19 protein-coding genes, 1 tRNA gene and 1 pseudogene are annotated in these 25718 nt (G+C 45.1%); 12 read left to right on the forward strand and 9 right to left on the reverse strand.

What is annotated here, in order from left to right; translation table 11 throughout:
* Nucleotides 1-22 precede the first annotated feature (22 nt).
* The 4 genes from BN3769_RS13820 (at nt 23) to BN3769_RS13835 (ending at nt 3771) form a co-directional block, all read left to right on the forward strand.
* Nucleotides 23-1276 carry an exo-beta-N-acetylmuramidase NamZ family protein gene (locus tag BN3769_RS13820; protein WP_079989577.1) on the forward strand — a complete coding sequence of 418 codons (1254 nt, stop codon included), beginning with the start codon at nt 23-25 and terminating at the stop codon, nt 1274-1276.
* 125 nt (nt 1277-1401) lie between these two features.
* Nucleotides 1402-1692 (forward strand): co-chaperone GroES, encoded by a 291-nt coding sequence (locus BN3769_RS13825; protein ID WP_068471417.1) that lies wholly within the window; start codon nt 1402-1404, stop codon nt 1690-1692.
* A 20-nt stretch (nt 1693-1712) separates the two neighbouring features.
* The gene (gene groL, locus BN3769_RS13830; protein WP_068471418.1) at nt 1713-3395 is read left to right on the forward strand and encodes a chaperonin GroEL; all 1683 of its coding nucleotides are present in this window, start codon (nt 1713-1715) and stop codon (nt 3393-3395) included.
* A gap of 118 nt (nt 3396-3513) precedes the next feature.
* On the forward strand, nt 3514-3771 hold the full coding sequence (locus BN3769_RS13835) for an FmdB family zinc ribbon protein (protein WP_068471419.1): 258 nt from the start codon (nt 3514-3516) through the stop codon (nt 3769-3771).
* Between the two features lie 8 nt (nt 3772-3779).
* Here BN3769_RS13835 and BN3769_RS13840 read toward each other — a convergent pair whose 3' ends face one another.
* The 3 genes from BN3769_RS13840 to BN3769_RS13850 form a co-directional block, all read right to left on the reverse strand.
* A complete protein-coding gene (locus BN3769_RS13840; protein WP_068471420.1) occupies nt 3780-4772 on the reverse strand; it encodes a zinc-dependent alcohol dehydrogenase family protein in 993 nt (330 codons plus the stop codon).
* Nucleotides 4773-4836: 64 nt separating this feature from the next.
* Nucleotides 4837-5964 (reverse strand): polysaccharide biosynthesis/export family protein, encoded by a 1128-nt coding sequence (locus tag BN3769_RS13845; RefSeq protein ID WP_154017938.1) that lies wholly within the window; start codon nt 5962-5964, stop codon nt 4837-4839.
* 88 nt (nt 5965-6052) lie between these two features.
* Entirely contained in the window at nt 6053-6640 is a 588-nt protein-coding gene (locus BN3769_RS13850) for a nitroreductase family protein (RefSeq protein ID WP_068471515.1), read from the reverse strand.
* Between the two features lie 128 nt (nt 6641-6768).
* On the opposite strand from BN3769_RS13850, the gene BN3769_RS13855 reads away from it, so the two are divergent.
* From BN3769_RS13855 to BN3769_RS13865, 3 genes are all read left to right on the forward strand, one after another.
* Nucleotides 6769-7818, forward strand: coding sequence for an alpha/beta hydrolase family protein (locus BN3769_RS13855; RefSeq protein WP_068471421.1), 1050 nt, complete (start codon nt 6769-6771; stop codon nt 7816-7818).
* Between the two features lie 120 nt (nt 7819-7938).
* Complete coding sequence (locus BN3769_RS13860; RefSeq protein ID WP_068471422.1) at nt 7939-8970, forward strand: TraB/GumN family protein; 1032 nt, start codon at nt 7939-7941, stop codon at nt 8968-8970.
* 750 nt (nt 8971-9720) lie between these two features.
* Nucleotides 9721-10971 (forward strand): F-box protein, encoded by a 1251-nt coding sequence (locus BN3769_RS13865; protein WP_068471423.1) that lies wholly within the window; start codon nt 9721-9723, stop codon nt 10969-10971.
* Between the two features lie 134 nt (nt 10972-11105).
* Here the strand turns inward: BN3769_RS13865 and BN3769_RS13870 are convergent, their stop codons facing one another.
* The 4 genes from BN3769_RS13870 to trkA all read right to left on the reverse strand — a co-directional run bounded on the left by BN3769_RS13870 (nt 11106) and on the right by trkA (nt 15382).
* Entirely contained in the window at nt 11106-11411 is a 306-nt protein-coding gene (locus tag BN3769_RS13870) for a hypothetical protein (protein WP_068471424.1), read from the reverse strand.
* Between the two features lie 121 nt (nt 11412-11532).
* Nucleotides 11533-12351 carry a 50S ribosomal protein L11 methyltransferase gene (locus BN3769_RS13875; protein ID WP_068471425.1) on the reverse strand — a complete coding sequence of 273 codons (819 nt, stop codon included), beginning with the start codon at nt 12349-12351 and terminating at the stop codon, nt 11533-11535.
* Nucleotides 12348-13994, reverse strand: a complete 1647-nt coding sequence (locus BN3769_RS13880) for a TrkH family potassium uptake protein (protein ID WP_068471426.1) — start codon at nt 13992-13994, stop codon at nt 12348-12350. The genes BN3769_RS13875 and BN3769_RS13880 overlap by 4 nt, the downstream gene beginning before the upstream one ends.
* 23 nt (nt 13995-14017) lie before the next feature.
* Entirely contained in the window at nt 14018-15382 is a 1365-nt protein-coding gene (gene trkA, locus BN3769_RS13885) for a Trk system potassium transporter TrkA (protein ID WP_068471427.1), read from the reverse strand.
* Between the two features lie 622 nt (nt 15383-16004).
* On the opposite strand from trkA, the gene BN3769_RS13890 reads away from it, so the two are divergent.
* Nucleotides 16005-20531: an RHS repeat-associated core domain-containing protein gene (locus BN3769_RS13890; protein ID WP_068471428.1), complete on the forward strand. Its 4527-nt coding sequence runs from the start codon at nt 16005-16007 to the stop codon at nt 20529-20531.
* Between the two features lie 131 nt (nt 20532-20662).
* Nucleotides 20663-21073, forward strand: a complete 411-nt coding sequence (locus BN3769_RS13895) for a hypothetical protein (RefSeq protein ID WP_068471429.1) — start codon at nt 20663-20665, stop codon at nt 21071-21073.
* Between the two features lie 89 nt (nt 21074-21162).
* Here BN3769_RS13895 and BN3769_RS13900 read toward each other — a convergent pair whose 3' ends face one another.
* A complete protein-coding gene (locus BN3769_RS13900) occupies nt 21163-23289 on the reverse strand; it encodes a prolyl oligopeptidase family serine peptidase (RefSeq protein WP_068471430.1) in 2127 nt (708 codons plus the stop codon).
* 224 nt (nt 23290-23513) lie between these two features.
* Between BN3769_RS13900 and BN3769_RS13905 the strand changes: the two genes are divergently transcribed.
* Nucleotides 23514-23587, forward strand: a tRNA-Arg gene (locus tag BN3769_RS13905).
* Nucleotides 23588-23673: 86 nt separating this feature from the next.
* Here BN3769_RS13905 and BN3769_RS15325 read toward each other — a convergent pair.
* A pseudogene (locus BN3769_RS15325) lies at nt 23674-24115 on the reverse strand (DNA-binding protein).
* A gap of 209 nt (nt 24116-24324) precedes the next feature.
* On the opposite strand from BN3769_RS15325, the gene BN3769_RS13915 reads away from it, so the two are divergent.
* Both BN3769_RS13915 and BN3769_RS13920 read left to right on the forward strand, forming a co-directional pair.
* Complete coding sequence (locus BN3769_RS13915) at nt 24325-24957, forward strand: MBL fold metallo-hydrolase (protein ID WP_068471432.1); 633 nt, start codon at nt 24325-24327, stop codon at nt 24955-24957.
* 24 nt (nt 24958-24981) lie between these two features.
* Nucleotides 24982-25590 carry a peroxiredoxin gene (locus BN3769_RS13920; protein ID WP_068471433.1) on the forward strand — a complete coding sequence of 203 codons (609 nt, stop codon included), beginning with the start codon at nt 24982-24984 and terminating at the stop codon, nt 25588-25590.
* The last annotated feature ends 128 nt before the right edge of the window (nt 25591-25718 follow it).

Consider the following 25718-nt stretch of genomic DNA (forward strand, 5'->3'; position numbering starts at 1 on the left):
CCCCATACTATTTTCATCAGGCATGCTTAAAAACATCTTCTTATCCTTACTCGCTTTTTTATCTTTGCTTCCCTCGCCTTTCCTCCTATTGGCCGACGTCAAATTAGGCATAGATAATCTTTTTACGCCCGCTTATTGCTCTCTTCTCAAAGGAAAGCGCATTGGGCTGATCACCAACCATACCGCCATCAACGCTGAGCGCCAATCCACGATTGAATTATTTAAGAGTCAACAACACAAGTACGGGTATACACTGGCCGCCTTATTCGCTCCCGAGCATGGCTTAACAGGCGTCCACTATGCCGATGAAAAGGTCAAGCACTCCCAGGATCCGTCTGGCATTCCCATTTATAGCCTTCATGGAAGCACGCGTCGTCCAACAACGGCCATGCTCAAAGAACTGGACTTACTGGTCTATGATATTCAAGACATCGGCTCTCGCTCTTATACCTATATTTCCACGCTATTTTATGCCATGGAAGAAGCGGCTAAGCAGCACATTCCCGTCCTTGTTCTAGACCGTCCCAATCCGCTGGGCGGCCTGGTCGTCGACGGTCCTCTTCTGGAAGAGAAATGGCGCTCTTTTGTTGGCTATATCAATGTTCCCTATTGCCATGGCTTGACCATTGGCGAGCTTGCCCTGTATTTCAATGGAGAGTATCAAATCGGCTGCTCTTTAACCGTTGTCCCCATGCAGGGATGGAAACGTCACATGACTTTTGCCGATACCAACCTCACCTGGATTCCCACCAGCCCGCATGTCCCGGAAGCCCAAACGGTTTTTTATTACCCAACAACAGGATTGCTAGGAGAGCTGCAAATCGTCAATATTGGAATCGGCTATACACTTCCTTTTAAAATCGTGGGCGCTCCCTGGATCGACGCTGCGCTTTTCTCTCAAAAGCTCAACGAGCAACGCTTTCCCGGGGTCCACTTTCAGCCCTTTCATTACCGCCCCTTTTTTGGCCGCTTCGCCCATCAAGACTGCCAAGGCGTCTTGATTGTCATCACAGATTTCAAAAGCTATCTACCCGTTACAACTCAATACCTCTTAATCGGCATGTTAAAAAGTCTTTATCCAGAGGAATTCAAGAAAGCCCTGGAAACAGCCCCCCAGCGCCAAGCTATGTTCAATAAAGTGAACGGAACAGATGAAGTCTATCGCATTATTAAAGAAGAACCGTATGTAACGTGGAAATTGCGGGCCCTGCATCAAAAAGAACGAGACGCTTATCTTGTTAAGCGGCGATCCTATCTCTTACCCCTCTATGATTAAATCTGGCACTTGAGGCAATTGTTTGCTAAAAAATAACGGTCTTACCTTGACATAAATAGAGTTCACTTCTAAAATACCTTGTGAAAGTTACGTTAATTCAAGAATTCAAAACAGGAGATTCAATCATGGCTACTAAGATTAAGCCCCTTGGGGATCGAGTTGTGGTTCAACGTGCAAAGGCTCAAACTTCTAAAGGCGGCATTTTGCTTCCTGATTCGGCACAAGAAAAGCCAAGAGAGGGAACAATCATTGCGGCCGGTCCTGGTAAAATGAATGAGAATGGACAAGTCGAGCCTATTTCCGTTAAAGTCGGCGACCGCGTTCTTTTTGGCGCCTATGCAGGAACAGAAGTTAAAGATAGCGAAGAAGATTATTTGATTTTATCTGAAAGCGATATTCTTGGAATTTTATCTTAACCCTTATCAAGGATTGACCTATGGCAAAGATGCTACAATTTAATGAAGAGGCTTTAAAGTCAATTTTAAAAGGGGTAAGAACCCTCGCGAAAGCCGTTAAAGTCACATTAGGTCCTAAAGGACGCAATGTCGTGATCAATAAAGGGTTTGGATCCCCTCTTTCGACAAAAGACGGGGTGACAGTGGCCAAAGAAGTCGCTCTTAAAGATAAGTTTGAAAATATGGGCGCCCAACTCGTCAATCAAGTGGCTGCCAAGACATCCGATGCTGCAGGCGATGGAACGACAACAGCGATTGTGTTGGCCGAAGCTATCTATACGGCAGGAGTCAAAAATGTGACGGCCGGCGCCAATCCAATGGGCATTAAGCGTGGAATCGAGCATGCAGTCGAAACGATGACAAAGGCATTGGATCAATTGGCCACTCCCGTCAATACAGCTCAAGAAGTCCAGCAAATTGCCACCATCTCAGCCAATAACGATGCAGAAATTGGCAAAATCATCGGCGAAGCCATGGAAAGAGTGGGCAAAGATGGCATTATTTCCGTTGCGGAGGCCAAAGGCATTGAGACGCATGTCGACTATGTCGAGGGCATGCAATTTGATAAAGGCTATGTGTCTCCTTATTTTATCACCAACGCCGAGCACATGACGGTCGAGCTGTCCAACGCCTTCATTTTAATTACGGACAAAAAGCTCTCTGCAGCGAAAGACCTCATTCCCGTTCTAGAAAAAATTATGGCTAAGGGTCCACGTCCTTTACTTATCATTGCCGAAGATATCGATGGCGAAGCATTGGCGACTTTAGTCGTCAATAAGCTCAAAGCCGGAATGGCTGTTTGCGCTGTTAAAGCGCCTGGATTCGGCGACCGACGCAAAGCTATGCTCCAAGATATTGCCATTTTGACCGGCGGCAAAGTCGTGTCGGAAGAAGTAGGCCTGCACTTAGACGAAGTCGGTCCTGAAGTATTGGGCCGCGCCAAAACAATTAAAGTTTCTAAGGAAGAGACGACCATTATTGACGGAGCGGGACAGTCCGAGGAAGTTAAGGAACGCATTGCTCAAATTAAAGCCGAGCTCAACAACCCATCGACTTCCAAATATGATAGGGAAAAATTGGAAGAGCGCTTAGCCAAAATGGTAGGCGGCGTTGCCGTTGTCAACGTCGGCGCAGCAACAGAGACGGAGCTTAAAGAAAAGAAAGCCCGTGTAGAAGATGCTTTGCATGCAACGCGCGCAGCTGTTGCTCAAGGGATCGTTCCGGGAGGCGGAGTCGCCCTTCTCCGAGCGGTAAAAAGCTTGGAGAATCTCAAATTATCGGGCGACGAGGCAATTGGCGTCTCCATTATTCAGCAAGCGGCTTTTGCTCCAGCAACAGCCATTGCCAATAACTGCGGCAAACAGGGCAACCTCATCGCTGAAAAGATCTACGAAGCGCGTGGAGCTTATGGCTATGATGGCTTAACTGATGAATTTAAAGACTTGCTCCAGGCAGGTGTAATCGATCCTGTTCTTGTTACCAAAAGTGCTTTAGTCAACGCAGCGTCTATCGCAGGACTGCTCTTGACAACAGCCGCTATGATCACCGATAAACCCAAGCCTAAATCCCAGCAAGCCGGCATGCCTGCTATGGATGGCATGGGCGGAATGGGTATGGGCGGCATGGGAGGCATGGGCGGTATGGGAATGGGCGGCATGATGTAGCCGTTTGCCAATTCGCGACCTGTAAGGCTGTCAACCAGCTTTACAGGTCTTCCTATTCATTGATGGGGAGTTTTACTCCCCTATCAATGGCAACCACTTAAACGCTTGGTTTAAAATAATGCCCAATTACGACTACTATTGTTCTAGCTGCGGCTGCGAACAGGAAATTTTGCAAAAAATCACAGATCCCGTCTTGACTATCTGTCCCTCCTGCAATCAGCAGACATGGAAAAGAAAAGTCGGCGGCGGCGCTGGGCTTCACTTTAAAGGCTCGGGATTTTACCTAACAGATTACCAAAATTCCTCCAGCAGCGAGAAACCACACAAGCACGACAACTGCTGTCCATGCGGCAAGCCGTCTTCTTGTTCAAATTAGTTTTACGGTTAGTGGGATTCGATCGCCAATACAGCCGATCCCACCAGCCGTCCCTCTCTCAAATCTGCTAAAGCCTGATTAGCCTGCTCCAAGTCATAAACAGTAATGGTCGTTTCAATCGGTTTTTCAAAGAGAAGCGTAAAAAACTCCTCGCCATCTTGGCGCGTCAAATTGGTGACCGAGCGCAGCACGCGCTCTCCATAGAGAAGCGAATAGGGAAAAGAGGGAATATCGCTCATATAAATGCCAGCGCATACAACGCTTCCTCCTTTGCGAACGGCCTGCAAAGCCAGAGGCACCAAATACCCCGCGGATGCAAAGATAAGTGCGGCATCCAACGGCTCCGGAGGAGGCTGCTCCGAGGCGCCTGCCCACACAGCTCCCAATTGCCGGGCAAAGGCCTGGGCTTTCTCATCCCCTTTTCTCGTAAACGCATAGACCTCTTTTCCTTGATGGCGGGCCACTTGGAGTAACAGATGAGCGGCAGCCCCAAATCCATAAAAGCCAAGCTTCCGTGCCTCTCCGGCGAGCCGCAGCGAGCGATAGCCGATCAAGCCGGCGCACAAAAGAGGAGCGGCATGTAAAGAGGAATAATGCTCGGGTATGGGAAAAACATAGTCTTCGTCCGCTAAACAATACTCGGCAAAGCCTCCATTGAGTTGGTAGCCGCGATAGAGAGCGTGGTCGCATAAATTCTCTTGACCGGCCAAGCAATAAGGACAGTGCTGGCAGCTGCGCGCTAGCCAGGGCGCTCCGACGCGCACGCCGTTCTCAAAACGGCGGGCTTGGGCTCCCTGCTTGACAATTGTCCCCACCACTTGGTGGCCTAAAATAAGCGGCAGATGGGGATGGGCCAGCTCCCCTTCCCATACATGCAAGTCGGTGCGGCAGACTCCGCACGCCTCTACTCGGATGAGTACTTCCTTATCCACCGGCTCCGGAATAGGGACATTTTCCAGCCGAAGCGCTTCTTTTGACTGATGAAGGATCATGGCACGCATGAGCTTAGTCCTTTTTCCGGATAATAGACGTTAAGTATAATTCATACAAGCCCGGAAAAAGAAACTAATTGCTGTAAATGATGTAGCAGCCATATCCCGTTTGTAGACCCAACATACTGGGCTGCAGCTGGCTGATAAAGCGGTTCCATTGCGTAAGGGGCCTTTCGGACACATAGACTGTATCGCCCGGCATCAAGAGCAGCTGATCATTGGGAATATGCCGAATGCAGTTCCAGGACAGAACGTAAATCTTAGGATGAGTCAAGTTCCCGCGAATGACCTGAATGCACCGCTCATCTCCCGTAAAGGGAATGCCATTGGCGGAGACGATCGCCTCTTTTAAGGAAATAAACCCATAAGGCAGGGCAACCAATTCCGCTCTGCCCACCTCTCCCATCATAGCCACGGTCGCATCGCCTCGATCCGCAATGAAGATCCTATCGCCGCCTTGCATGACGATATTTTGGGTCATGTCCCCTTGGTTCAATAATTTGTACAGGTCGACGGGAAGAAGGCGGTCCTCTCGCAAAACGTAGCTTTTAAATAAATTGGCTTTCGGCGTCAGCTGCGCTTTGGCCAATACTTCATAGAGGCGCATTTTACCATCGACGTCGATCACATGCTCTTTAGCTGCCCCGACGATCTCTACCCGTCTTTCACGGCGCTTTTTATAGCTGATAAACACTTGCATGTCCGACATTTGCGCGCGGCACATTCCTTGTATTTTTTCTTTTGCCTCTTGCAGAGTCAAACCGGCCACTTCTACCTGGTCAAGCTCCGGTAAACGAATGCAGCCTTCGCAAACGCAAAACCCCATTTGCTGATTGATGGCCTCCAATGCATTGACGCGGTCTTGCCTTTTGGGATGGAAGAATGCAACGGTCAAGACATCGCCGTCTATAATCTGCTCTTCGCAAACCTCCATGATCCCCTCTTCTAATCCCTCGTCTTTTTCTTCCATTTGCAAAATGGCTAGCTTGCCTTGCTGAATTCGGCAGGAGTCCTCTATAAATTCTTCTATTCCATAAAAGCAGCCGTCCGGAAGGGAAGGCGTGCAGCTGGATAGATAGGCTAAACCTGCTAAGCAGAAGCCTATGGGAAAAATCCCGCTCCTTTGAAAGGCTAACTTGCCTTGTTTGTAGAGACGCACAAAGACATTCAGGACAAGATCAATAAAGACAAAAACGGGCATGACGGCTACCTTTTTATGAACAAAGGATAGCCGTTTTAATCGATTTGCCTTTTAATGAGAAGAGCTTTGAGGGACGCTTGATGCAGAATCAGCTAAAAGGGAAAGCCCCCTTTGCAATTATTTCATTTAAAGGCTTGCGAGTCGAAGGCACCTCTCTTTTCCTCAGCTCTTCTGGAAGGCTGTCTGTATTTCCCGGCTTTCCAATGGCAATCATGGCCTCAACAGTGAAAGTATCGGGAATAGACAGGCTTTTTTTCAAAGCCTCATAGTCAAATCCTTCCATGGCATGCGCAATGATATTTCTCGCATGCGCTTCCAAGGCCAGGCTCATCCAAGCAGAGCCCGCATCAAAGTGAGAGGTTCGGGCCGGCTTATTGTTATGCTCAAACAAATTGTGCGAGACAACGGCAATGAGCGTATCTGCCTTGTTACACCAACTCTTATTGAATTCGATGAGAACATTAAATAGGATGTCCCATTCTTTTTCTCCCCTTCTACCGTATACAAAGCGCCAAGGCTGATTATTATAAGAAGAAGGCGCCCAGCGAGCGGCTTCGAACAAAGCCATCAATTCTTCTTCTGTTAAACGCTCTTCGCCAAAAGCACGATAGGATACCCGCGATAGAATAAGGGGAAGAATGGGGTAAGGACTTTCCCTATTTAAAAATGTGGTCATATTCATCCTCTCTTAAATTAAAACTTATCAATACTAGCTTCTTTATTTTCTCTTAACATTTTCTTTGAAAATTTTTAATTAATTTATTAGAATTTCATAACCATTAAATAACTAACGATTCAATTAGCATGATTTTCTCTTTATTACATCCTGGCCAAAATATTGGTCAATTTATTGTTCCTAATCAAAGAAGACTTCTTTCGCAAGAGGAAATTAGCCGGCACGAACATGAAGCCGCACAAATGGTTGCCGATTTTGAAGGAGAGCGAATTGAAGATGTACGCGTGGATGCAGGCGCGTTAGAAGCCTTTTATTTTTCAGGTCTCGATTCTCATACGCATCAAAAAGTGGACAGAGCGGGCGAAACGGTTATCCTCTTTGTCGGCCAAGGGGCCTATCATTATTGGTATAGTTATTTAGTGGATAAATATACGAAAAGAGGCATCAACGTCGTCTCTTTTAATTATCCAGGCGTTGCCCACAGTGAAGGCGAAGCGGCAAAAGAGAAAATGGTAAAAGCCGGTGAAGCGCTTGTCGATTATTTGGAACGCCATTTAGGTGTTCCTCGCCAAAAAATTGCCGTTCATGGGCATTCCTTGGGTGGAGGCCCCTCCGCTTTAACGGCAGTGAGCCGGCCTGGCATCCATGTCGTCAACAAGCGTTCATTTGCGAAACTATCTTTGGCGGCTGAAAACTTCGTACGAGGCGCTTTGCCTGCCAATAATTTAGCAAGATCGGTTTTTAATACACTGGGCCGCAATGCCACAAGGCTCGCTTTAACATCGACTAATTGGGAATTTGATACAGAAGCGGCTTGGCCTCGCATTCAAGGAAGAAAATGCGTGGTCTGCCATTTAAACGATCCTGTGATCCCAAAGGAAGCCAGCCTTTATCAAGCTATCCAAGGCAGAGATAACCAAACGCAATGCCTTGTGCTGGATGATGAATGCCAAGATCCGCATAGCCGCCAGCTATCGGATCAAGAAATCGATGCCGTCGTTCAAGCCATCGGCTTTCGCAATCTCTTATTAGCGCCCCCTGCAGTCAACAGGATTCGCGATTGGAAAGTCCTTTTTTGCGAGTGGATCGGGGGAATTAAAGCTCGCCTCATCTCTCTTGTTCAGTTTATTGCTAACCGTTTATTTAATTCCAACCGCCCGCTCGTTTCTCAAGGATAAGATAAATTTTACACGCTATAAAGGCAGATCGATGATTTTCATCTGTCAATCATCCCTATTTATTTAAAGAGATAAAATAAAAAAATTATTAACATTTTATTTAAAAACAGGAAATTATAAATGAATAAAGCAGTATCTTTTTCCGAAAGTACGCCTTTCGCCCAACTGGTTGAAGAGGCAAATTCAGGAATATTCTTTTTTCATAACCATCATCATATCGGCTCTTATCAAATCCTTGCCCAGTCCATGACGGGTTTTAAACAAGCAGGCGTTGCCCACTTATATTTAGAGATAGCTAAAGAGGCATTTTCAGAGATCCTTCAAATGCATTCTAAGCGGCAAGAGCCGATTTTCATGGATAAAATCATTCAGCATTTCAAAGATGAGACGGCTCAAACAGGCCTCAGGCAATTGATCGAAGCGGCCCATCAAGCAGGCATAAGAGTATTAGCCGTTGACAGCGATAAAAATATTTATACTGGCGAAAATTTAGCGGGAGACTCAAAAGAAAGCCAGAGAATTATAATGAAACGTCTTCAAAATAATACTGATATTGTTAAGAATATTTTAGCCAATAGAAGGCTATTAACCTCTCATGAAAAATTTATCGGCTTATTTGGAGGCAATCACATTGACATCTGTAAAGGCAAGCTCTCGGATGTGACCAAAGTCCTAGTCCATTCTCATCCTTTAACAGACAGTCAGTATCAACACTGCCTTCCCGATCATTTGTCCTCCGCCGATGAGCGAACAAACCTGCACTTAAAAAAATTTGATATAATCAGCTTGGTGAAGGAAGATCTGGAAAAAGATGAGCTCGATTTAAGCAGTCCTCTTAATGAAGAAAATAAAAACTTAAATTATCTCAATCGCTTATTGTCCTCTCTTTCCCTCCCCTCCGCTCATGCTTATAAAAGAAAAAAAAGCGGCAAAATTGATGGAGTCATTTTTGTTTCCGAGGAAAACTATCCAACCGTTTGGCAAAAAATGGTAGAGGAAATGGATCCTTTCCCTAAAAGATTCGAGCACGACGCTGCATCCTGCCGCATCATTATTTCTGATATCGGGCAGGAGGAATTTTTCCGAAAAGTCGTGTTGAGCTTAGTGCAGATTGCAAAGGTACAGATTGCAAAGCAAAATACGCTCCAGTAAAATGCCCCCCCCCTCTAATTAGCCCTTCCGATGCCTGCTTATCTTGCGTCTTTATGCCACGGATAGGCAGGCATGAACTTTTTTCCTTTGGTATTATTTTCCATTCTCGCTTGCCTATGCCATTTAATTGCTTTTGCTTGAAAACAGCATTCAATATTTATAAAAAATTATTTAAGGTATAATAAAAGATATGATGGGTAATTGTTTAGAAATAGACGCGGGCAAAAAATAGAGGGTCTTTTCGTTCATAAATTTAATGAAGATTTAAACAGATCTCTCTAGGATGTGTCGTCCATTAGCCCATATCCGAATTCGAATATAGGACTATTGGCGGCATGCCTTGAATAACTTAATTAAAGAGGAGGATTATATATGGGAATTGGAAGAATGGCCTTGCTATGGATACTAGGCGTTCCCCTGGGAGTCATTATTCTGCTCAAAATCCTGGGCCTTATATAAGCAATGATCCAAGCGCTTTTAGACTTCGAGTTCGAATTTTAATGCACCTAGCTAATCAGGCTAGGTGCTCTTTTTAACATACTCTCTTCCTTAATCAAATGGAGGCGGTCCTGTCATTTGCGGGAGCACTGTATCCATTTCCTTTCATATCTTATAAATCTTTATCGATTAAAAAATAAAGCCGCTATAGCAGATTAAATCTTAATTAATAAATTATAATTTAAAAATCTTAATAAAAAATAAATATTTAATTGTTATTATTTCTTATTTAAATTTAAATAGGATTGCTTTATGGCGATTGGCTTTTATCAACTTCCTTCTAATACGCAGTGGCCTGCTCTGAATATGCGTTTTTTATTCAAGGAAGGAGCAGCTAATATTCGATTCGCTTGTTCATCCGATCCGATTCGTCCAATTGCCGAGCAGCGGTTTGCCCATCAAGAGACGCAGCAGGCCGTAGCTCTTAATTTAAGCCGACGCATTACTCATTTAGCTGTGGGAATTCTTCTGTGTTTGCCTATTATCAATACGATTGCCTATCTCGCTCTTCAATATCTACAAACGAGAAAAGGACATGCTGAACTGCCTCAACAGACAGAGAATTCAGTAAATATTTTACCGAATTCTCAACTGCCGCCAATGGAGACGGAACATTCGCAAGAAACTCCTTTACCTGTTCAAGAGGAAGCAGTCCCCCCTTCTATCTCTGATCAAGCCGTTTATTTTCCTCCAGAGAGACTTTTTAAAATATCTTCTTCTCTTGATGAAAGAGATAATATTTTACCGAATTCCCAACTGCCGCCAATGGAGACGGAACATTCGCAAGAAGCTCCTTTACTTGTTCAGGAGGAAGCAGTCCCCCCTTCTATCTCTGATCAAGCCGTTTATTTTCCTCAAGAGATGCTTTTTGAAATATTTTCCTATCTCGATGAGACAGATCTTGAAGCGGCTAAACTCGTTTGCCAAGACTGGCAAGCGGTCGCTACCGATCCGCTGCTTGTCCCTCCGCTTAAAAAACAGATTCAGGCAGAAGTCCAGAAGGTGCGCTTGCACCTTTCCAATTGTATGATGTCCTCAGAAGGAAGAGTGGGAGGCTATTGGATGCAGCTATGGGTCGATGAACAAGGCAGCATACATGCTTTAGATGGGCATGACGCCAACACAGTTTGGTTAAATGCCGAGATAGAAAAAAAGCGGCCGATTCACGATATATGTGCTCCAGGACCACAAAATGGACTCTATCCACTAGAATTTTTAGTCCAGGCTTGCAACTGGGAGCCAAATAAAAATTCGGCTTTTCGCATTTGCGAATTCTCAAAGCAAAATGATTTTCCGGCTAAGATAAAAAATATTCAGCAATTGATTTTAGATGAGTTTAACCAGCTGGCAAAGGGAGCGCAGCAAATCGCTAAGGATAAGCAAATAAAAGCCGTCTTTAAAATCCAAGGCTGGGTTAAAGTGATCATTGATTCCGCGTATTCTCGTTCTCAACTCATCTTGGCAAGTAAAGAGTCCTTGCCCAACCAAAACTTGGATCCGTAAGATTGCTTAATACCAGCGCGATAATGGATGAAGGCTCTTGTTGAATTGCTTCGCTCTTTTGCGATCGCCAATTAACCAGCGTATTCCTATTCGAATTCCTTTCTCATAGGGAAAGGGGTTTAAATTCAGCAGTCTTAAGCATTAATAGAGGGGCGCGGGGTAGGAGGAGGAACAAACCGCGAATCGCGGCGGCGCAAAATGGAGATGACGAGAATGGCAATAAGAGACAAGCAACTAATCATTGCCAAAGTTTTCACATTAATTTGATTGGAAGAAGTCTCAATGTTGCGAAAGATATCATAACATTTAGAGAAAAAGGAGAGGGCGACTTCTTTGATGCGGCGAATTTGATCCGAATAGGCATGCTGTAATAAAGGGCTAGCGAATTGATTAAGTGCTAAAGAACGAGCAACATTGGAGTAATTAATCGGAATAAGCATTGTAACCACCTAAGATCATAAAAACCATAGCAAGCAAATTGATTTAATTCAATTCATTATATTTTATTGAATATAATCTTAAAATAGGCAAACAAAAGGCTTCTAAGTTAAGGGGATCCTCTTATTCTTCCCTTAAGTGCAAACCTTTTAGAGAAAAGCAAAAGCCCAACCAACCGTCTTTTTCTATTTCTTCTTTCAGCTCCCATCCCCAACGGGCGGCCAGCTCTAAATACGTTTGATGTTCTTCTATTCGAATTCCAGAGGTCAGACAAATTCCTTGCGCAGCATGAAGGCTAGGAAGAGACGCCCATGCGTCTTGCTGTTCGGATAAAATCATATTCATGACGATCAATAAGTCTTGATGAGAAGGGATAGAGAAGCCCTCGGGCAAGCTGAAATGGCATTGATTTTCTAAATGATTGAGAAGGGCATTTTGCTTGGAATGCTCAATTGCAGCTGGATCAATATCGATGCCATGGACGGCAGGAGCTCCCATCGCTGCAGCTGCTAAAGACAGGATTCCGCTGCCGCAGCCTATATCGATTACCGGCTGATCTTTAAGCAAGCGCGCCATGAGCTCCAATACCAGACGGGTAGTCGGATGGGACAAATCTCCAAAACCCGGCCCAGGCTGCAAGCGAATGGACTTTGCTTGTCTAGAATAATGCTCGAAGGAGACATGGACAAAACCATCGCGAAAGTCTTGTCCATGGGCGGCCCATTGGGCATCCCAATCGATGGCAGGAAGAGCCAAACTTTGAATAGTTTGAATCCAAGAATAAGGGGGCAGGCTTTGCCCGGAAGATAAATAAAGATAGAGATCGACATGCCCTTCCTCATCCGATCCATAAGCCATTTCAATACCCGCTTGTTCAAAAGCTTCCCAAGCCTCTTCTAATGACAGGGAATTGTCAATGCGCACGCAATATAAATCTTTCATCCATTTTCCTTCCAAAAAGCGGGTATCAAAAGGGCCAGCACAGCATAAAACTCTAAGCGGCCTAAAATCATCATAAAAATCGACCAATAAGTGGCAAAAGGCGACAGAAACGCCAATGTGCTTAGCGGCCCCGCAGCTCGGAATGCGATTCCCGTATTATTGATCATGCAAGCAGTCAACCCCAGGGCCGTTTCGGGATCAATTCCATCGACAATATAGCAAAACGTGCCAATGACTGAAAAGGCAATTGCCAAGGCAAAGAAGCATAGGACGGAAATGGCTGCTCCATTGTCGATCTCACGCTGCCCTAAACGGACGATGCGGATGGTCTTCGGCCTGAAAATGGCTTCGATCTTGGCTTTAATAATTTCATAAAGCATATAGAAACGGACAATTTTAATTCCACCGGAAGTTGAACCGGCCATCCCTCCTAAATACATGACAATCAGAGTTATAGTCAAAATGGAATAAGGCCAATTATCGTAATCGGTGGTAAAGAATCCAGAAGACGTTTGGGCTGAGACAAGTTGAAAAAAGCCGATTCTCAAAGCTTCGCAAAAAGAATAAGTCCCCCTATTCTCTCCTGAAAGCGCAATGATGGGCTGCCCGACCAAATTCCAGGTGACAAATCCCCCCAAAAGAAGGAGCAGGCTCAAATATAAGCCAAATTCAGGCTCAAATAAGCGATAGAATTTTCCTTTTAGGATATAGTAATAAAAGGAGAAGTTGAGGCTTCCCAAAATCATAAAAGCTAGAACGATCCATTCCACAGCCGCGCTGTGATAATAAGCGATATTATCGTTGTGAATGCTGAATCCGCCTGTTGAAAGGGTAGAAAAAGAAAGGGTCACCGCATCTAGCAAAGGCATGCGGACATCGAGCGTCAACAGCAGTAAAATTTGAATAATTGTCAGCCCGACATAAATTTTCCAAAGTTGAAAGGCCGTTTCCGTAATGCGCGGAGTGAGCGTTTCCTTAATCGGACCCGGGGATTCAGTCTGAAAAAGGAATTTGCCATTTACGCCCAGCTCAGGCAAAAAGGCGACGAATAAGACCAGAATGCCCATTCCTCCCAACCACTGCATGAGGCTGCGCCAAAAAAGAAGAGCCTTCCCAACAGCCTCAATCCCCTCTAAACGCTCGCCTGTAAGTGGATTGACCACGGGAGCAATGTTTCCGTAGAAGACATATGTTGTCTCTTGCATGCCGCAATAGGTGCGCCGAATAGGCGTCTCTTCCCCTTTCTGGTCGTATTGCTTAGCTTCTAAGACAGTCGCTCCAGTGGTTGTAAAACCGGATGCCGCTTCAAAAAAGGCCTGATCAAAGCGCTCCAGTGTGCCGGAGAAAAGAAAAGGCAACCCGCCAATTAAAGGAGTCACTATCCAGATGATGACAGCTGTTGCCAAAGACTCGCGCCTATAAAGCGTGCCTTTAGTTTTGCTCGATACTTTTGTGCATAAGCCGGCTAAAAATAAGCAGATCAGCATGGTATACGCAAAAGCCCACGTCGCATGCGGCTGCGGGTGCAAGGCAGGATCTAAGCCAAATTGATAATAAAGTGCCAGGGCAAATGGAACAGCCAAAATGCCTGTATAGAGAAGCAAGTAAGAACTTAGAATCCTAAAAATTTCGCGATAGAACACAGTCGGCTTTCCTTAAGAGCGTATTAAAAGAATTTTTCCAGATCTTGAAAATGCCTAGGATTCGACACAACGATCACCGTGTCTCCAGGGCAAATAATGCTGTCGCCTTTCGCAATGGAGATGCGTCCCCTGTTTTGAATCATGGCAATCAAGAAATCTTTAGGCAATTGCGGGCCAATTTCCGCCAATGGCACTCCAATAATCTTTGAATTCAAGGACACGGTAATCTCTAAAATTTCCGCTTCATTTTCATAGAGGGAAACCAAAGACATGACAGCCTTGGAGGTGGCAAGCGAAATGATCCGGTTGGCAACCGCTAGCTTAGGAGAGACAATATGCACAAAACCTAGACGGTTGACCAGCGGAACAAAACGATTATTGGACAAAACAATCGCCACTTTCTCGCAACCCGCCTCTTTAGCAACCAAGCCTCCGAGCACATTCACTTCATCGCTTTGCGTGCACATGACAAAATAATCGGACTGGCTCACTTTCTCTGACAAAAGGAAATCCAAATCCGTTCCATCTTGATGAATAATATGGCAATGGGGCAGCTCTTCCGCTAGTTTCAAGCACTTGCGTTGATCATGATCAATCAAGCGCACGTGAATTTGATGCTCCTGCAAAATTTTGGCTAAATTGAGCCCGACCAACGACCCTCCGACAATAACGGCGCTGTCCACTTTCTTAATAGAAAGGCCAAAAAAGCGGTGGATCGAAGCCATCTGTTCGCGCTCACCAATGAACGTCACTTCATCTCCCGGAAAAATATGGTCTGTTCCATGGGGAAAAATGATTTGCGGCTCTGCGCCCGCCCCACCGCTTATGTCAAAGCGGTAAATTAATCCGATCATCATTCCTTTGGGCAGGCGCAGCTCCGAAAGCTTTTTATGATAGAGTCCCCAATCCGGCGGAACCCGGATTGTGCGCATTTGCACATCGCCATGGGCAAAATTTTCAAAAGCCAATAAATCAGGACTAATAATATGTTTATAAATATCATAAGCCACGAGAAGCTCCGGCCCAATGAAATAATCGACATTGAAAAGACGGGCAAAATCCAAACGCATGCGATTGAGAAAACGATTATCCTTCACCCGCGCAATCGTGCGTGGATAGCCTAAATGCTTGGCTAGCGAGCAAGAGACCAGATTAACTTCATCCTCACTTGTTAAAGCCAAAAAAAGATCGGGCTTGATCTCCAATAAATCATCGAGAAGCTGCCAGTCTGTTCCCGATCCCTCCCTAATGGCCACATCCATCTGCCAAGACAATTCTTCTAGTTTGGCCCCATTTTTATCGATCAAAATCACATTGTGCTTTTGTTTAGATAACAAAGAGGCAATATAAAGGCCGATGTTTCCCGCTCCAATGATCACAATATTCATAGTCTATGCCTTTTTGATCCTTCCCTAATAGCCTGAGTGTGGCGTTTCTTTGCTCTTTCGACTGCGTCAAAGCTGCGGAGATGAACAAATGGCAAGGCAGCCAATATTAAAAATTGGGACCGTCTTGCCATTTTTCATCTGCAAGAGCTTTCACATCACTCCAAAGGGCAAAAAAACGCTACACTCAGGTTAATAAAATGCTTAAGAGGATGTATTAAAACTCATAATAGCCTATACTCGAGATTATTTTCTTCCTAACAGTCGATAGGATAGAGCGGGCAATAGTAAGTGAATATTGCCGCTCTATCCTATCGGCTCCTAGGGAAAAGAACTCAAACCTAGGTCATTAGCGATTTTAGGACAGCTTCTAGCAGTTTTTAATACGCTCTCTAAAAAACTATATTGATAAACCCACAATGAATTTTATTAGTTATTTTAAACACACTAAAATAAAGCATTTGATACATTTCATTTATTAAGACATTTTTAGTATAAAAATTACTTTAGAAAGTATTTTGGGCATTTTTTTGAAATTTGAAAAAAATACATTCTAAAAAGGAACGTTGCAAGACAAATATACCCCTTCTATAATCTTATCTCCTAAATAACAATTAGATTGATTATGTTTTATAAAATTATTCGATTTGTTCTTTGTAGTGCTTGTTTATTTATTAGTTTTATAAATGCCGATTCTTCTGTAGTTGTTCCAACGCCTTTCGTCAATTCTGTCAACGTTATAACTGGAAAATTAGACAATGTCTCTCCGTCGGGGATAATCTGCGAGTATTACAAAGCTGGAAAAAATCAGGTGGGAGAGCGCTCCGTTCAATTGGGGCAAGGCGATTTTCGGATTGGAAGAATAAAATCGCAAAAAGAGGCAAACAGTCAAGAAGCGTTCTACTTTTTTTATGCGCCGCAAGCAACCGAAGTGATCGACGCTCGGCAACGCAAAACAGTTTATCGCTACACCAAGTCCAATCTCATTCAAGCAATCGAGCATCATGAACGGCAGCCAAACGGAACATATGCCCTCTATCGTTCTGAAAAAATTTTTTGGAAACCTGCCTCACCCCATTCCCTCTTAAGCAGCCGTGTATTGGAAGATGGCCAAGGGCATGCCATTCTTTGCTATGCTTTTATCTATAATGATCAAGGCCAGGTCGTCAAAGAAATGCTAGCCGGAAATTTATCCGGAACTTGTTCTTCTCCTCTTCTCATTCAAGAAGACGGCCTTCCAGCACTCAATGGCATTGAGACCTATAGCACGGTCTATCGCTATGCGGCAAATGATCCAACGCTTATTACCAGTCAAAGAGAAGACAACGGGATGGCGACGACTTATCATTATCATCCCCTGACCAAGCAATGCATCGCCAAACTAAGAGGAAATACCAAGCGCTTGCTTTCGCGCACATTCTATCTCTATGATGATCAAGGCCTGTTAAGCCGTACAGTTGTCGATGACGGCCAAGGCCAGACAATCGATGATTTAACGGGTGTGACGAATCGCCAAATCATGCATATCCAAGCCTGTCAAAAAGGACTGGCATATGGGCAGCCCCTCTTAACAGAAAATCGCTATTTAGATCTGCAAACCGGACAAGAAGTTTTGCTCGAGCGGACAGCCTATACCTATTCGCCTCAAGGCTCTTTAGTTCAACAAGATTTCTACGATGCCAATGAAGCCCTGCGTTATTATGTCCATATGAATTACGATGAAGAGGGACGGCTGCTGGCAACTGTCGATAGCCGAGGGGAAGTGGCTCTTGCCCCAGAAGAGCCTTCGCAGAACCGCTTCGACGCTTTTAATCAATGCCTTGCTTCCATCGATGCTTATGGCAATGAAACGGAATATACCTATGATCATTTTGGTCGTTTGATCGAAACGCGCTTTCCTTATGTCTTAGATGAAAATGACACGCCCATTCGGCCTATTCTGCGCCAGGAATACAATATATGCGACCAAGTCGTGCGAATGCAGGACGCTCAAGGCCGCTCAACGGCCACTTCTTACAATGCGAGGGGAAAGCCGATCGAAGTCATCTATGCGGATGGGTCGCGCGAAACATACCATTATTTTCTCGATGGCGAATTAAAGGAGAAAACCGCTTCCAACGGCCTCCATTCTATTTGGGAAAGGGATGATTTAGGGCGCACGATTCGCATGCAAGAACTCTCTAGTACAGGCCGGCTGCTCCGCGAGCTTCTTTATTCCTATGAAGGCTCCCAGCTATCGACAGTCACTGATGGGCGAAGCTTTACCATCCATCTTACCTATGACGGCGCAGGACGTAAGATCGGCTCGCTTTACGAAACGAATGAAGGAACAAAAAGGCTGGAATGGGTCTATGATGCCTGCGGGCAAAAAATCCAAACACGCGAATGGTTTGGCCCCGGAGAAGAAGACTTCATATGCAAGAAAGAAGAAAAAGATGGCTGGCAAGAGACAAAGGCGATCAGTCTGGAAGATTCTCAAGGAAACGTACAACGCAGTCTCGATCACAAAGGCCCAACCGTCGAAAATGCCTTTTTCTCGCAAGAGCTAACGGTCTGCAACCAGCTGGGTCAGTTTGTCAAATGCGAAGAAATTGTGGACAGCCGTGGGATCAAGGAATTGAGAACTTATGATGCCCTTCAACGCCTAGAAAGTTGTATCAAATTGAGCCCTTTAGGAGAAAAAATTAGCGAAAAGCAAATCCGCTATGATGCGAGTGGACAAAAGGTCCTAGAACGCCACATGGCCATCTATCAAGGACAGCCTCTTCGCACGTATATCATCAAATGGGCTTATGACGACCTCAACCGTCTCACTGCCATTCATGAAGCTTTTGGTTCGCCTGATCAGAAAACAACGCGCTACATGTATAATGAAAAAGGGCAAATAACCGGCATTATTAAGCCTGATGGGACAGCTTTAACTTATACCTATGGGAGCAACGACCTTGTTTCATCTTTTAGCGCAAGCGATGGCTCTTTTGCCTATCAATATAGCTACGATGCCTTTCAACGTCTGATTCAAATTGACGAATTGACCCAAGGCCTGCAGCAAACGCGGCGCTACAATGCCTTTAATGAATTAATGGAAGAGACGCTCGCACCATCGATCCGCATCGCCAATCAATACGACCGCTCCGGCCGACGCACTCGCTTGACACTTCCCGATCAGTCCCATATCGCCTATCGCTATGCAGGTTTATTTCTAGAGACAATTGAAAGAGAAGGAATGGACTTCAGCTACCGGCATAGTTATTCGTATGACTTGTCCGGACGCATGTCCGAAAGCCGCTTGATTGATCAAGCGGGAATTCTCTCTTATGGCTATGATGAACAAGGACGCTTATTATCGATCCGCTCGCCAAGCTGGACTGAAACAATAGATTGCTTAGACTCCAATGGGCGCATCTTATCCCTCTCCATCCAAGATCCGGAAGGAACGACCCACTATGCCTATACCTACGGAGATGACAACCAGCTCACTGAAGAAGAAGGACCTTTTTCTCAACACTATGCCTATGATTCGCTCTATAATCGCTTAGCCGAAGGAGATCAAGAATGGACAGTCGATACGCTCAATCAGCTTGTGCAAACACCGCATTTGCATTTAAGCTACGATCTAAATGGTAATTTAATTGAAAAACAGGATGAAAAGGGTAAGACAGCCTACCAATACGATGCTCTCAATCGCCTCGTCCGCGTCACGAAAGACGACTCAGCCATTCAATATCTCTACGACGCCTTCGACCGGCGCATTGAGCAAAAATTGTATTGCAAAGATGCGAAAAATTCTGTCTGGAAGCTCGTAAAAACAGATTACTTTATCCATGACGGACAAAAAGAAATCGGTAAAATGAATGACTCCTTCGATTTGACCGAATTGCGCGTGCTTGGAGTAGGAAAAGGCGCTGAATTGAGCGCCGCCATTGCTCTAGAGATTGAAGGAAAAGTTTTCGCCCCCATTCATGACCATCAAGGCTCTGTCCGCTGCTTATTGGAAGCAGAGACAGGCCAAGTCGCAGAATTTTACCGCTATTCCGCTTTCGGACAAGAGCAGGTTTTTGACAAACATGCCCAGATTCAAGAGGGTTCTCTTATTGGAAACCCGTGGAGATTTAGCAGCAAGCGCATCGATGAGGAGACAGGACTGATTCTATTCGGCAAGCGCTACTATGCTCCGGAGACAGGCAGGTGGATTTCCCCCGATCCTCTTTTTTTCTATGATACGCCCAACCTTTATGCCTTTGTGAGAAATGACAGCGTCAATTGCTACGACCCTTACGGACTTTTTTCCATTAGCGATATTTGGGATACCACCGTCTCTTACTTTTTTGAATGTTTTCGCTATCTTCAGACGTCAGCCCATATTTTTAAAGTCAGGCTGACCTCCGAGCTTAAGCTCCCCGAGCTAATCGCAACGGCCTTTGAACGCATTGGCAAAACCCTGTTCGGAGAAGCGACCTATCTGCTCATGGGACACTCATATGAGAAGACGGAGGTCGGCGTCTATGGTCAAAAAGAGATCAATGACAAAGTGCGCGTGACCTTTATCAATGGCATCCTAACCACACGCGAAGGAATGCTGGAGAATCTTAACTTAATCTCGCGTTCGCACGGAGGGGTCAAGGTGCATTATATTTTCCGTCCAACAGAAGGATGGACATGGGATATTTCGCGGGCCATGTTGATCAAAATGGCTTTTTATCTCGGCTTCCGCTCCATCCACGCCCATCTGCTTGCCGCCCAATGGCGCAGCCTTATCCAAGAGATGGGTGGAGTCGATGGCGGAGGAACCATCATTCACTACGCTCACAGCTTGGGCGGATCGGAAACGGACCGCGCACGCGCGCTACTTACTCCAGAAGAGCAACGCTTGATCCGCGTCATCACGTTTGGATCTGCCACCCTGATACGCAATGAAGGCTTCCAAAAAGTCACCAACATGGTCTGTGTCAATGACGGCGTAAGCAGTGTCTTCCTCGAACCCTTAGGACATATCCGCAATTTTCTCGATCCCAATTCCAATGTCCAATTCCACGGAAGCTTCTTCGCCTTCCCCTGCTGGCCAGCCGATCACTTATTGGGCGGGCCTACGTATGCACCCATTTTAGAAGGGCTGGGCGAACAATTTCTCAAGGAATTCAGCCGGCTCTGACCTCTGTCGAAAGAATAAGGGACTCCCTTATTCTTTCGCATAAGGATATGTTTGATTTAAATCGAGTTACTTAATTTAATTCTTAAATTGAAGGAGACGCAATTAGTTGGGATCCAAATACAGCCGTCATTTTGTATCAACCTATTGATTTTTATGCACTTGCTGCGAAAAAAGTATCGAAATCAATAGTCGAAACAACGCTGAAAATTGATCAAATAGAAGGCGAGCTTAATGCTTATGCGCCTAAAGAGCAGAGTCTTTGGCTTGGGAGAAAAATAACAGTCATCCGCTCTGGAATTTCTGGCAGTGCCAATGCGAGGAATAAAGATAGCGCAGCAGACAAAATTGAAAAAATTCAAATCATTCAACGTTCTATCCAATCTTTAGCAGAAGAGTTTAAGCAATCTGTTAAAGGATTTCAGACAACATTAGCTGCAGAAATTCTGCCTGTGGACGAAAAAATAAAAAAATTGAATGCCCTTTGTGAAAGCCACTTGGCTAAGTATCATGAGATATTAAATTCTCAAAATAGATTTTCGTAGGCTATAGATTTTAATGGATAGGACGGTTGTTCTATCCATTATCTTTAGCCATCTCTTTCCTTTCCATCTGTTAATTTTTGCCAGGGGCGCTAGCGTGCGCCGTCTTTTCCCTTCAATTCTTTGAAGAGGAATTGCAAAATATCGGTCGATTCCAGGCATTTTTGTTCTACCGTTCTGCCAGCGCCATGGCCAACCTGGCGTGCAATGCGTAAGAGAACGGGGTGAGTCTTTTCTCGTCCCTCCTGGGCGTCTTGCAAAGCGGCGGCAAATTTAAAACTATGGGCGGGCGCGACTCTGTCGTCATGGTCTCCGGTTAAAATTAACGTGGAAGGATAGGCCACATTCCGCTTGACATTGTGGTAAGGAGAATAAGCCTGCAAGTAAGCGCGGTCCTGGGGATTGTCCGGCGATCCATACTCATAGATCCAGCTTCCCCCAATGGTAAAGCGGTGGAACTTCAACATATCCAAGACGCCCACTCCGACAATCGCTGCACGAAAGAGCTCCGGCCTTTGAATTAAACAAGCTCCAACCAATAATCCGCCATTGCTGCGTCCGATCATGGCCAACTTGCTCGGATTTGTATAGCCTTGCTTGATCAGCCATTCGGCAGCTGTGATAAAGTCATCAAAACATGTTTGCTTGCGATCAAGCCGACCAGCGGCATGCCATTCAGCACCATATTCGCCCCCGCCTCTAATATTTGCCAAAGCGAAGACGCCGCCCTTCTGCATCCAAGCCATATAAAGCGGATCGAAGAAAGGCGCAAGCGAAATGGAAAATCCTCCATATCCATACAGCAGAACAGGCGTTTGCGAGGTAGGAGCAAGGTCTTTGCGATGCGCAAGAAAGAGCGGAATAAGGGTGCCGTCCCGGCTTGGATAAAATACCTGCTTAATGGTGTAGTCAGTGGGCTCCCACTTTAATTCAGGCTTGAAAAATACGCTTTGCTGGCCGCTGGCCACTTCTACGCTCATGATGGCAAGCGGGGTTAGAAAATTCATATATCCGTAAAATAGCTCTGCTTCATTTAGGCTGCCGCGAAGAGCCAAGCTTCCCTTGCCCGGCAAGGAAATCTCACGTTCGAAAGTGCCTTTCAAATCAAATATCTTCAGGCATGCGCATACATCTTGCAAATAAGACACCGCAAGGTACTGCCCAGCAAGGCAAACATTCTCGATGCTATGGCGCGGATCTTCTTTTATAATATCAATCCACTTCTCAGGAGAGGTTTCCCCGTAAGCAAAGGCGATAATCTTGCCACGCGGAGCCTGATAATTCGTTTTAAAATAGAAATAGCCGTCCACTTCGCCTAGAAAATCAAAAGCGGCTAATCCCAAAGGAAGGAAGGCATCTATCGCCTGGAAATTCCATTGGTCCGATTGAAGCGCAAGGGCATAAATGCCGTTGCATATATCAATTCCTCGGCTTACGCGAAAAAGCATATAGCGTTCATCCGAAGTGATTTGAAAATCCCGCAAGACCCAATCTGGATGATCGGGAGATTCATAAATTAACCGATCTTCCGCCTGAGAAGTGCCCAATCGATGATAATAAAGCTGATTATGCGATAGTTTATCAAAAAAACCGCGCTCTTTTGCCGGCTCTAAATAGCGGCTATAAAATAATCCTTGCTGACCAGGCGACCAAACAGGCTTGGCAAATTTAATCCATTTCAAGGTTTCTTCTAAGGTTTTGCCCATTTCTACATTGTAAATAAACCATTCTTCCCAATCCGATCCTGCCTGCGATAAGCCATAAGCCACCCACAAGCCGTCTTGGCTGACTTCATACTGGGTCAAAGAATACGTCCCTTCTTCACTAAGGCGATTGGGATCTATAATCAAGCTCGGCTGCTGGCCTTTCTCTTGCACATAAAGCGATTTTTGCTTCTGTCCGCGTTCTTGCTTTGTAAAAAAAACTTTATTCCCTCGCTTGACAGGAAGTCCCCTCATCTCATAGCTGGATAGAGCGAGAAGCTCTTGATAAAGGGCCTCCCGTCCAGCTTCGCTATCGAAATAGGCAGAAGCTAGCTCGTCTTGCTTTTTTAACCATTCTAAGGTATGAGGCGCATCCTCATTTTCCAGCCATTCAAAAGGGTCGGACGATTGACTAGAAGAGGCAAAAGAGGTTTGCCATAATAATCCCGTTCCCACCTGCGCCATTGAAAGACCCATCACGCAAGCAAGCAGGACAGCGACGACTGTTTTTTTCATGATAAATAAACCTATTGGTAGGCAAAAGCATTCATTTCATATTGATAATCAGTAAGATAATAAGCGAGGAATTCATTTTTAAGGCAAGAGTTTTCTAGAAAGGCAGGTCCCCTTTTGTTCAAGGCGCTTTTGACTGTTTAAGTAGATAAAAAACAATAAATGTTTTATTTAACGGTAAAAAGCTTGCAAAAAAGAACGCTTCCTATTACAATTTCATCTTCTTTGCACTGGTAGCTCAATTGGATAGAGTACCCGGCTACGAACCGGGCGGTTAGAGGTTCGAATCCTCTCCGGTGCGTTTAACCGGAAACATTTCAGAAATGACAATGTTTCCGGTTTTTTATTTTCTGAAAGCAATTCCATTTCCCAAAAATAAAGGCAAAATTAAGCTCGCTGAGCATTTCTCGCGCGTGTTTGTGCAGCCTTTTTGGCAGCTCTCGATCGATCGGCAGGGCTTCGGCTTTTAGCGGCTTCATGGGCCTGACGAGAAATGGCCGAATGTGAAGCAGCCGAGCGAGGTTCTCTCGTCAGCGTTTTTTCACAGGCCGCTGAGCGCGTTTGCAAAACGGGTTCCTGTTTTTGCCCTTTCTCATAAGCCGAGCCGATTCCGCCCTCTTTTGGCTTTTTTCCGATAAGTGGCCTTTTACTGGAGGTTTTAAGAGAATTCCCGCCCGGCGGGCTTTAGAAAGTCCAATTGCAATGGCCTGTTTCGTAGAACGGGCTCCATGCTTTCCTTATCGGATATGCTCCATTTCCTCGCGGACAAATTCGCCCGCTTGCGTACTGGGCGATTTCCCTTCAAGCTTATCTTTTTTGTCCGTTCAATTGTTTTTTTCCTGGCATAACCCCCTTTCTTATCAGCTTTCCTTTAAATTTTTCCTTATATGGAAAACTATTTTTTTTGAAAGGCATTCATCTGTATTCCTGATGTAAAAGATAAACAATTTTCTAGGTTGCTTTTCATGCGATGAAATGTTAATCTCTTAAATATCAATGATTCCCCGTTAATTTTTCTAAATGATTTAAAAAATTACAATGCTCATTCAAGCTTTTCCATCAGGCCCTTTTTCAACTAATGCTTATGTCGCAGCCTGTCCTTTGACCAAAGCGGCCGCCATCATTGATCCGGCTCCCGAATCAGCGGCTGCTATCCAGACTTTTCTTAATCAGCAAGCGTTGACATGCAAGCATATTTTATTGACTCACTCCCATTGGGATCACATAGCGGATGTCGGTGCATTAAAATCTTTTTATCATGCACGCGTTTATATTCATTCATTGGATGCCCTCAATTTAGAGCATCCAGGATCAGATGGATTACCTTGTTGGATATCTATAGAAGGCGTTCAACCTGATGTATTGATTGAAGAAGGCTCTCTTATCCAAATAGGCCATTTATCTTTTACCGTTTTGCATACGCCTGGCCATACGCCCGGTGGCGTGTGTTTTTATGAAAGCAAGGAAGCGGTTTTATTTTCAGGAGATACCTTGTTTAAAGGGACGATTGGCAATTTATCTTTTCCCACGAGCCAGCCTGCTCTAATGTGGCCTTCTCTGGCTAAACTCGCCCAGCTTCCTCCGCAAACAAAAGTTTATCCAGGCCACGGCCCCGCCACTACGATTGGTGCCGAGACATGGCTGCCTCACGCTCAAGAATTATTTGAATAAAAATTTAAATTTAAAGGAGATACCATGGGAGTTTTAGTTGGTAAGCATGCACCGGATTTTAAAGCGCAAGCTATTGTAGGAGGAAAAATTGTCCAAGACTTTTCTCTTTTGCATTTTAGAGGAAAATATGTCGTCCTCTTTTTTTATCCTTTAGATTTTACCTTTGTTTGCCCGACAGAATTGCATGCCTTTCAAGAACGCTTAGAAGAATTTGAGAAGCGCCATGCGCAAGTCATTGGCTGCTCAGTTGACAGCTGTTATTCACACCTTGCCTGGCTCAATACGCCTAAAAATAAAGGCGGAATCGAAGGCATTGACTACCCATTGATTTCCGACTTGAATAAGACAATTGCCCGCGATTATGATGTCCTCATTCCTCATGAAGGCATTGCCTATCGCGGCCTATTCCTCATCGATAAAGAAGGCATCGTCCGCCATCAAGTCGTCAACGATCTTCCCTTGGGCCGCTCAGTCGACGAAGCGATCCGCATCCTCGATGCCCTTCTATATTTTGAAAAGCATGGCGAGGTCTGCCCAGCTAACTGGAGCCAAGGCAAGAAAGCGTTTAAGCCTTCGCATGAAGATTTGGCCAATTATTTCAATTCCAATTCCCCCTCCCATTCTGCTTCTTAGATAAAGAAAAGCCTGCGCACAAACAAGCGTGGGCTTTCTTCTCTTATATATCCCCATAATCAGCCCATCCGGACGGCCATGCATATAAAAATTATAAACCCGCGTTTGGAGCTTTTTGCTCTTTTGAC

It is taken from the genome of Candidatus Protochlamydia phocaeensis, assembly GCF_001545115.1.
Taxonomy (GTDB): Bacteria; Chlamydiota; Chlamydiia; order Chlamydiales; family Parachlamydiaceae; genus Protochlamydia_A; species Protochlamydia_A phocaeensis.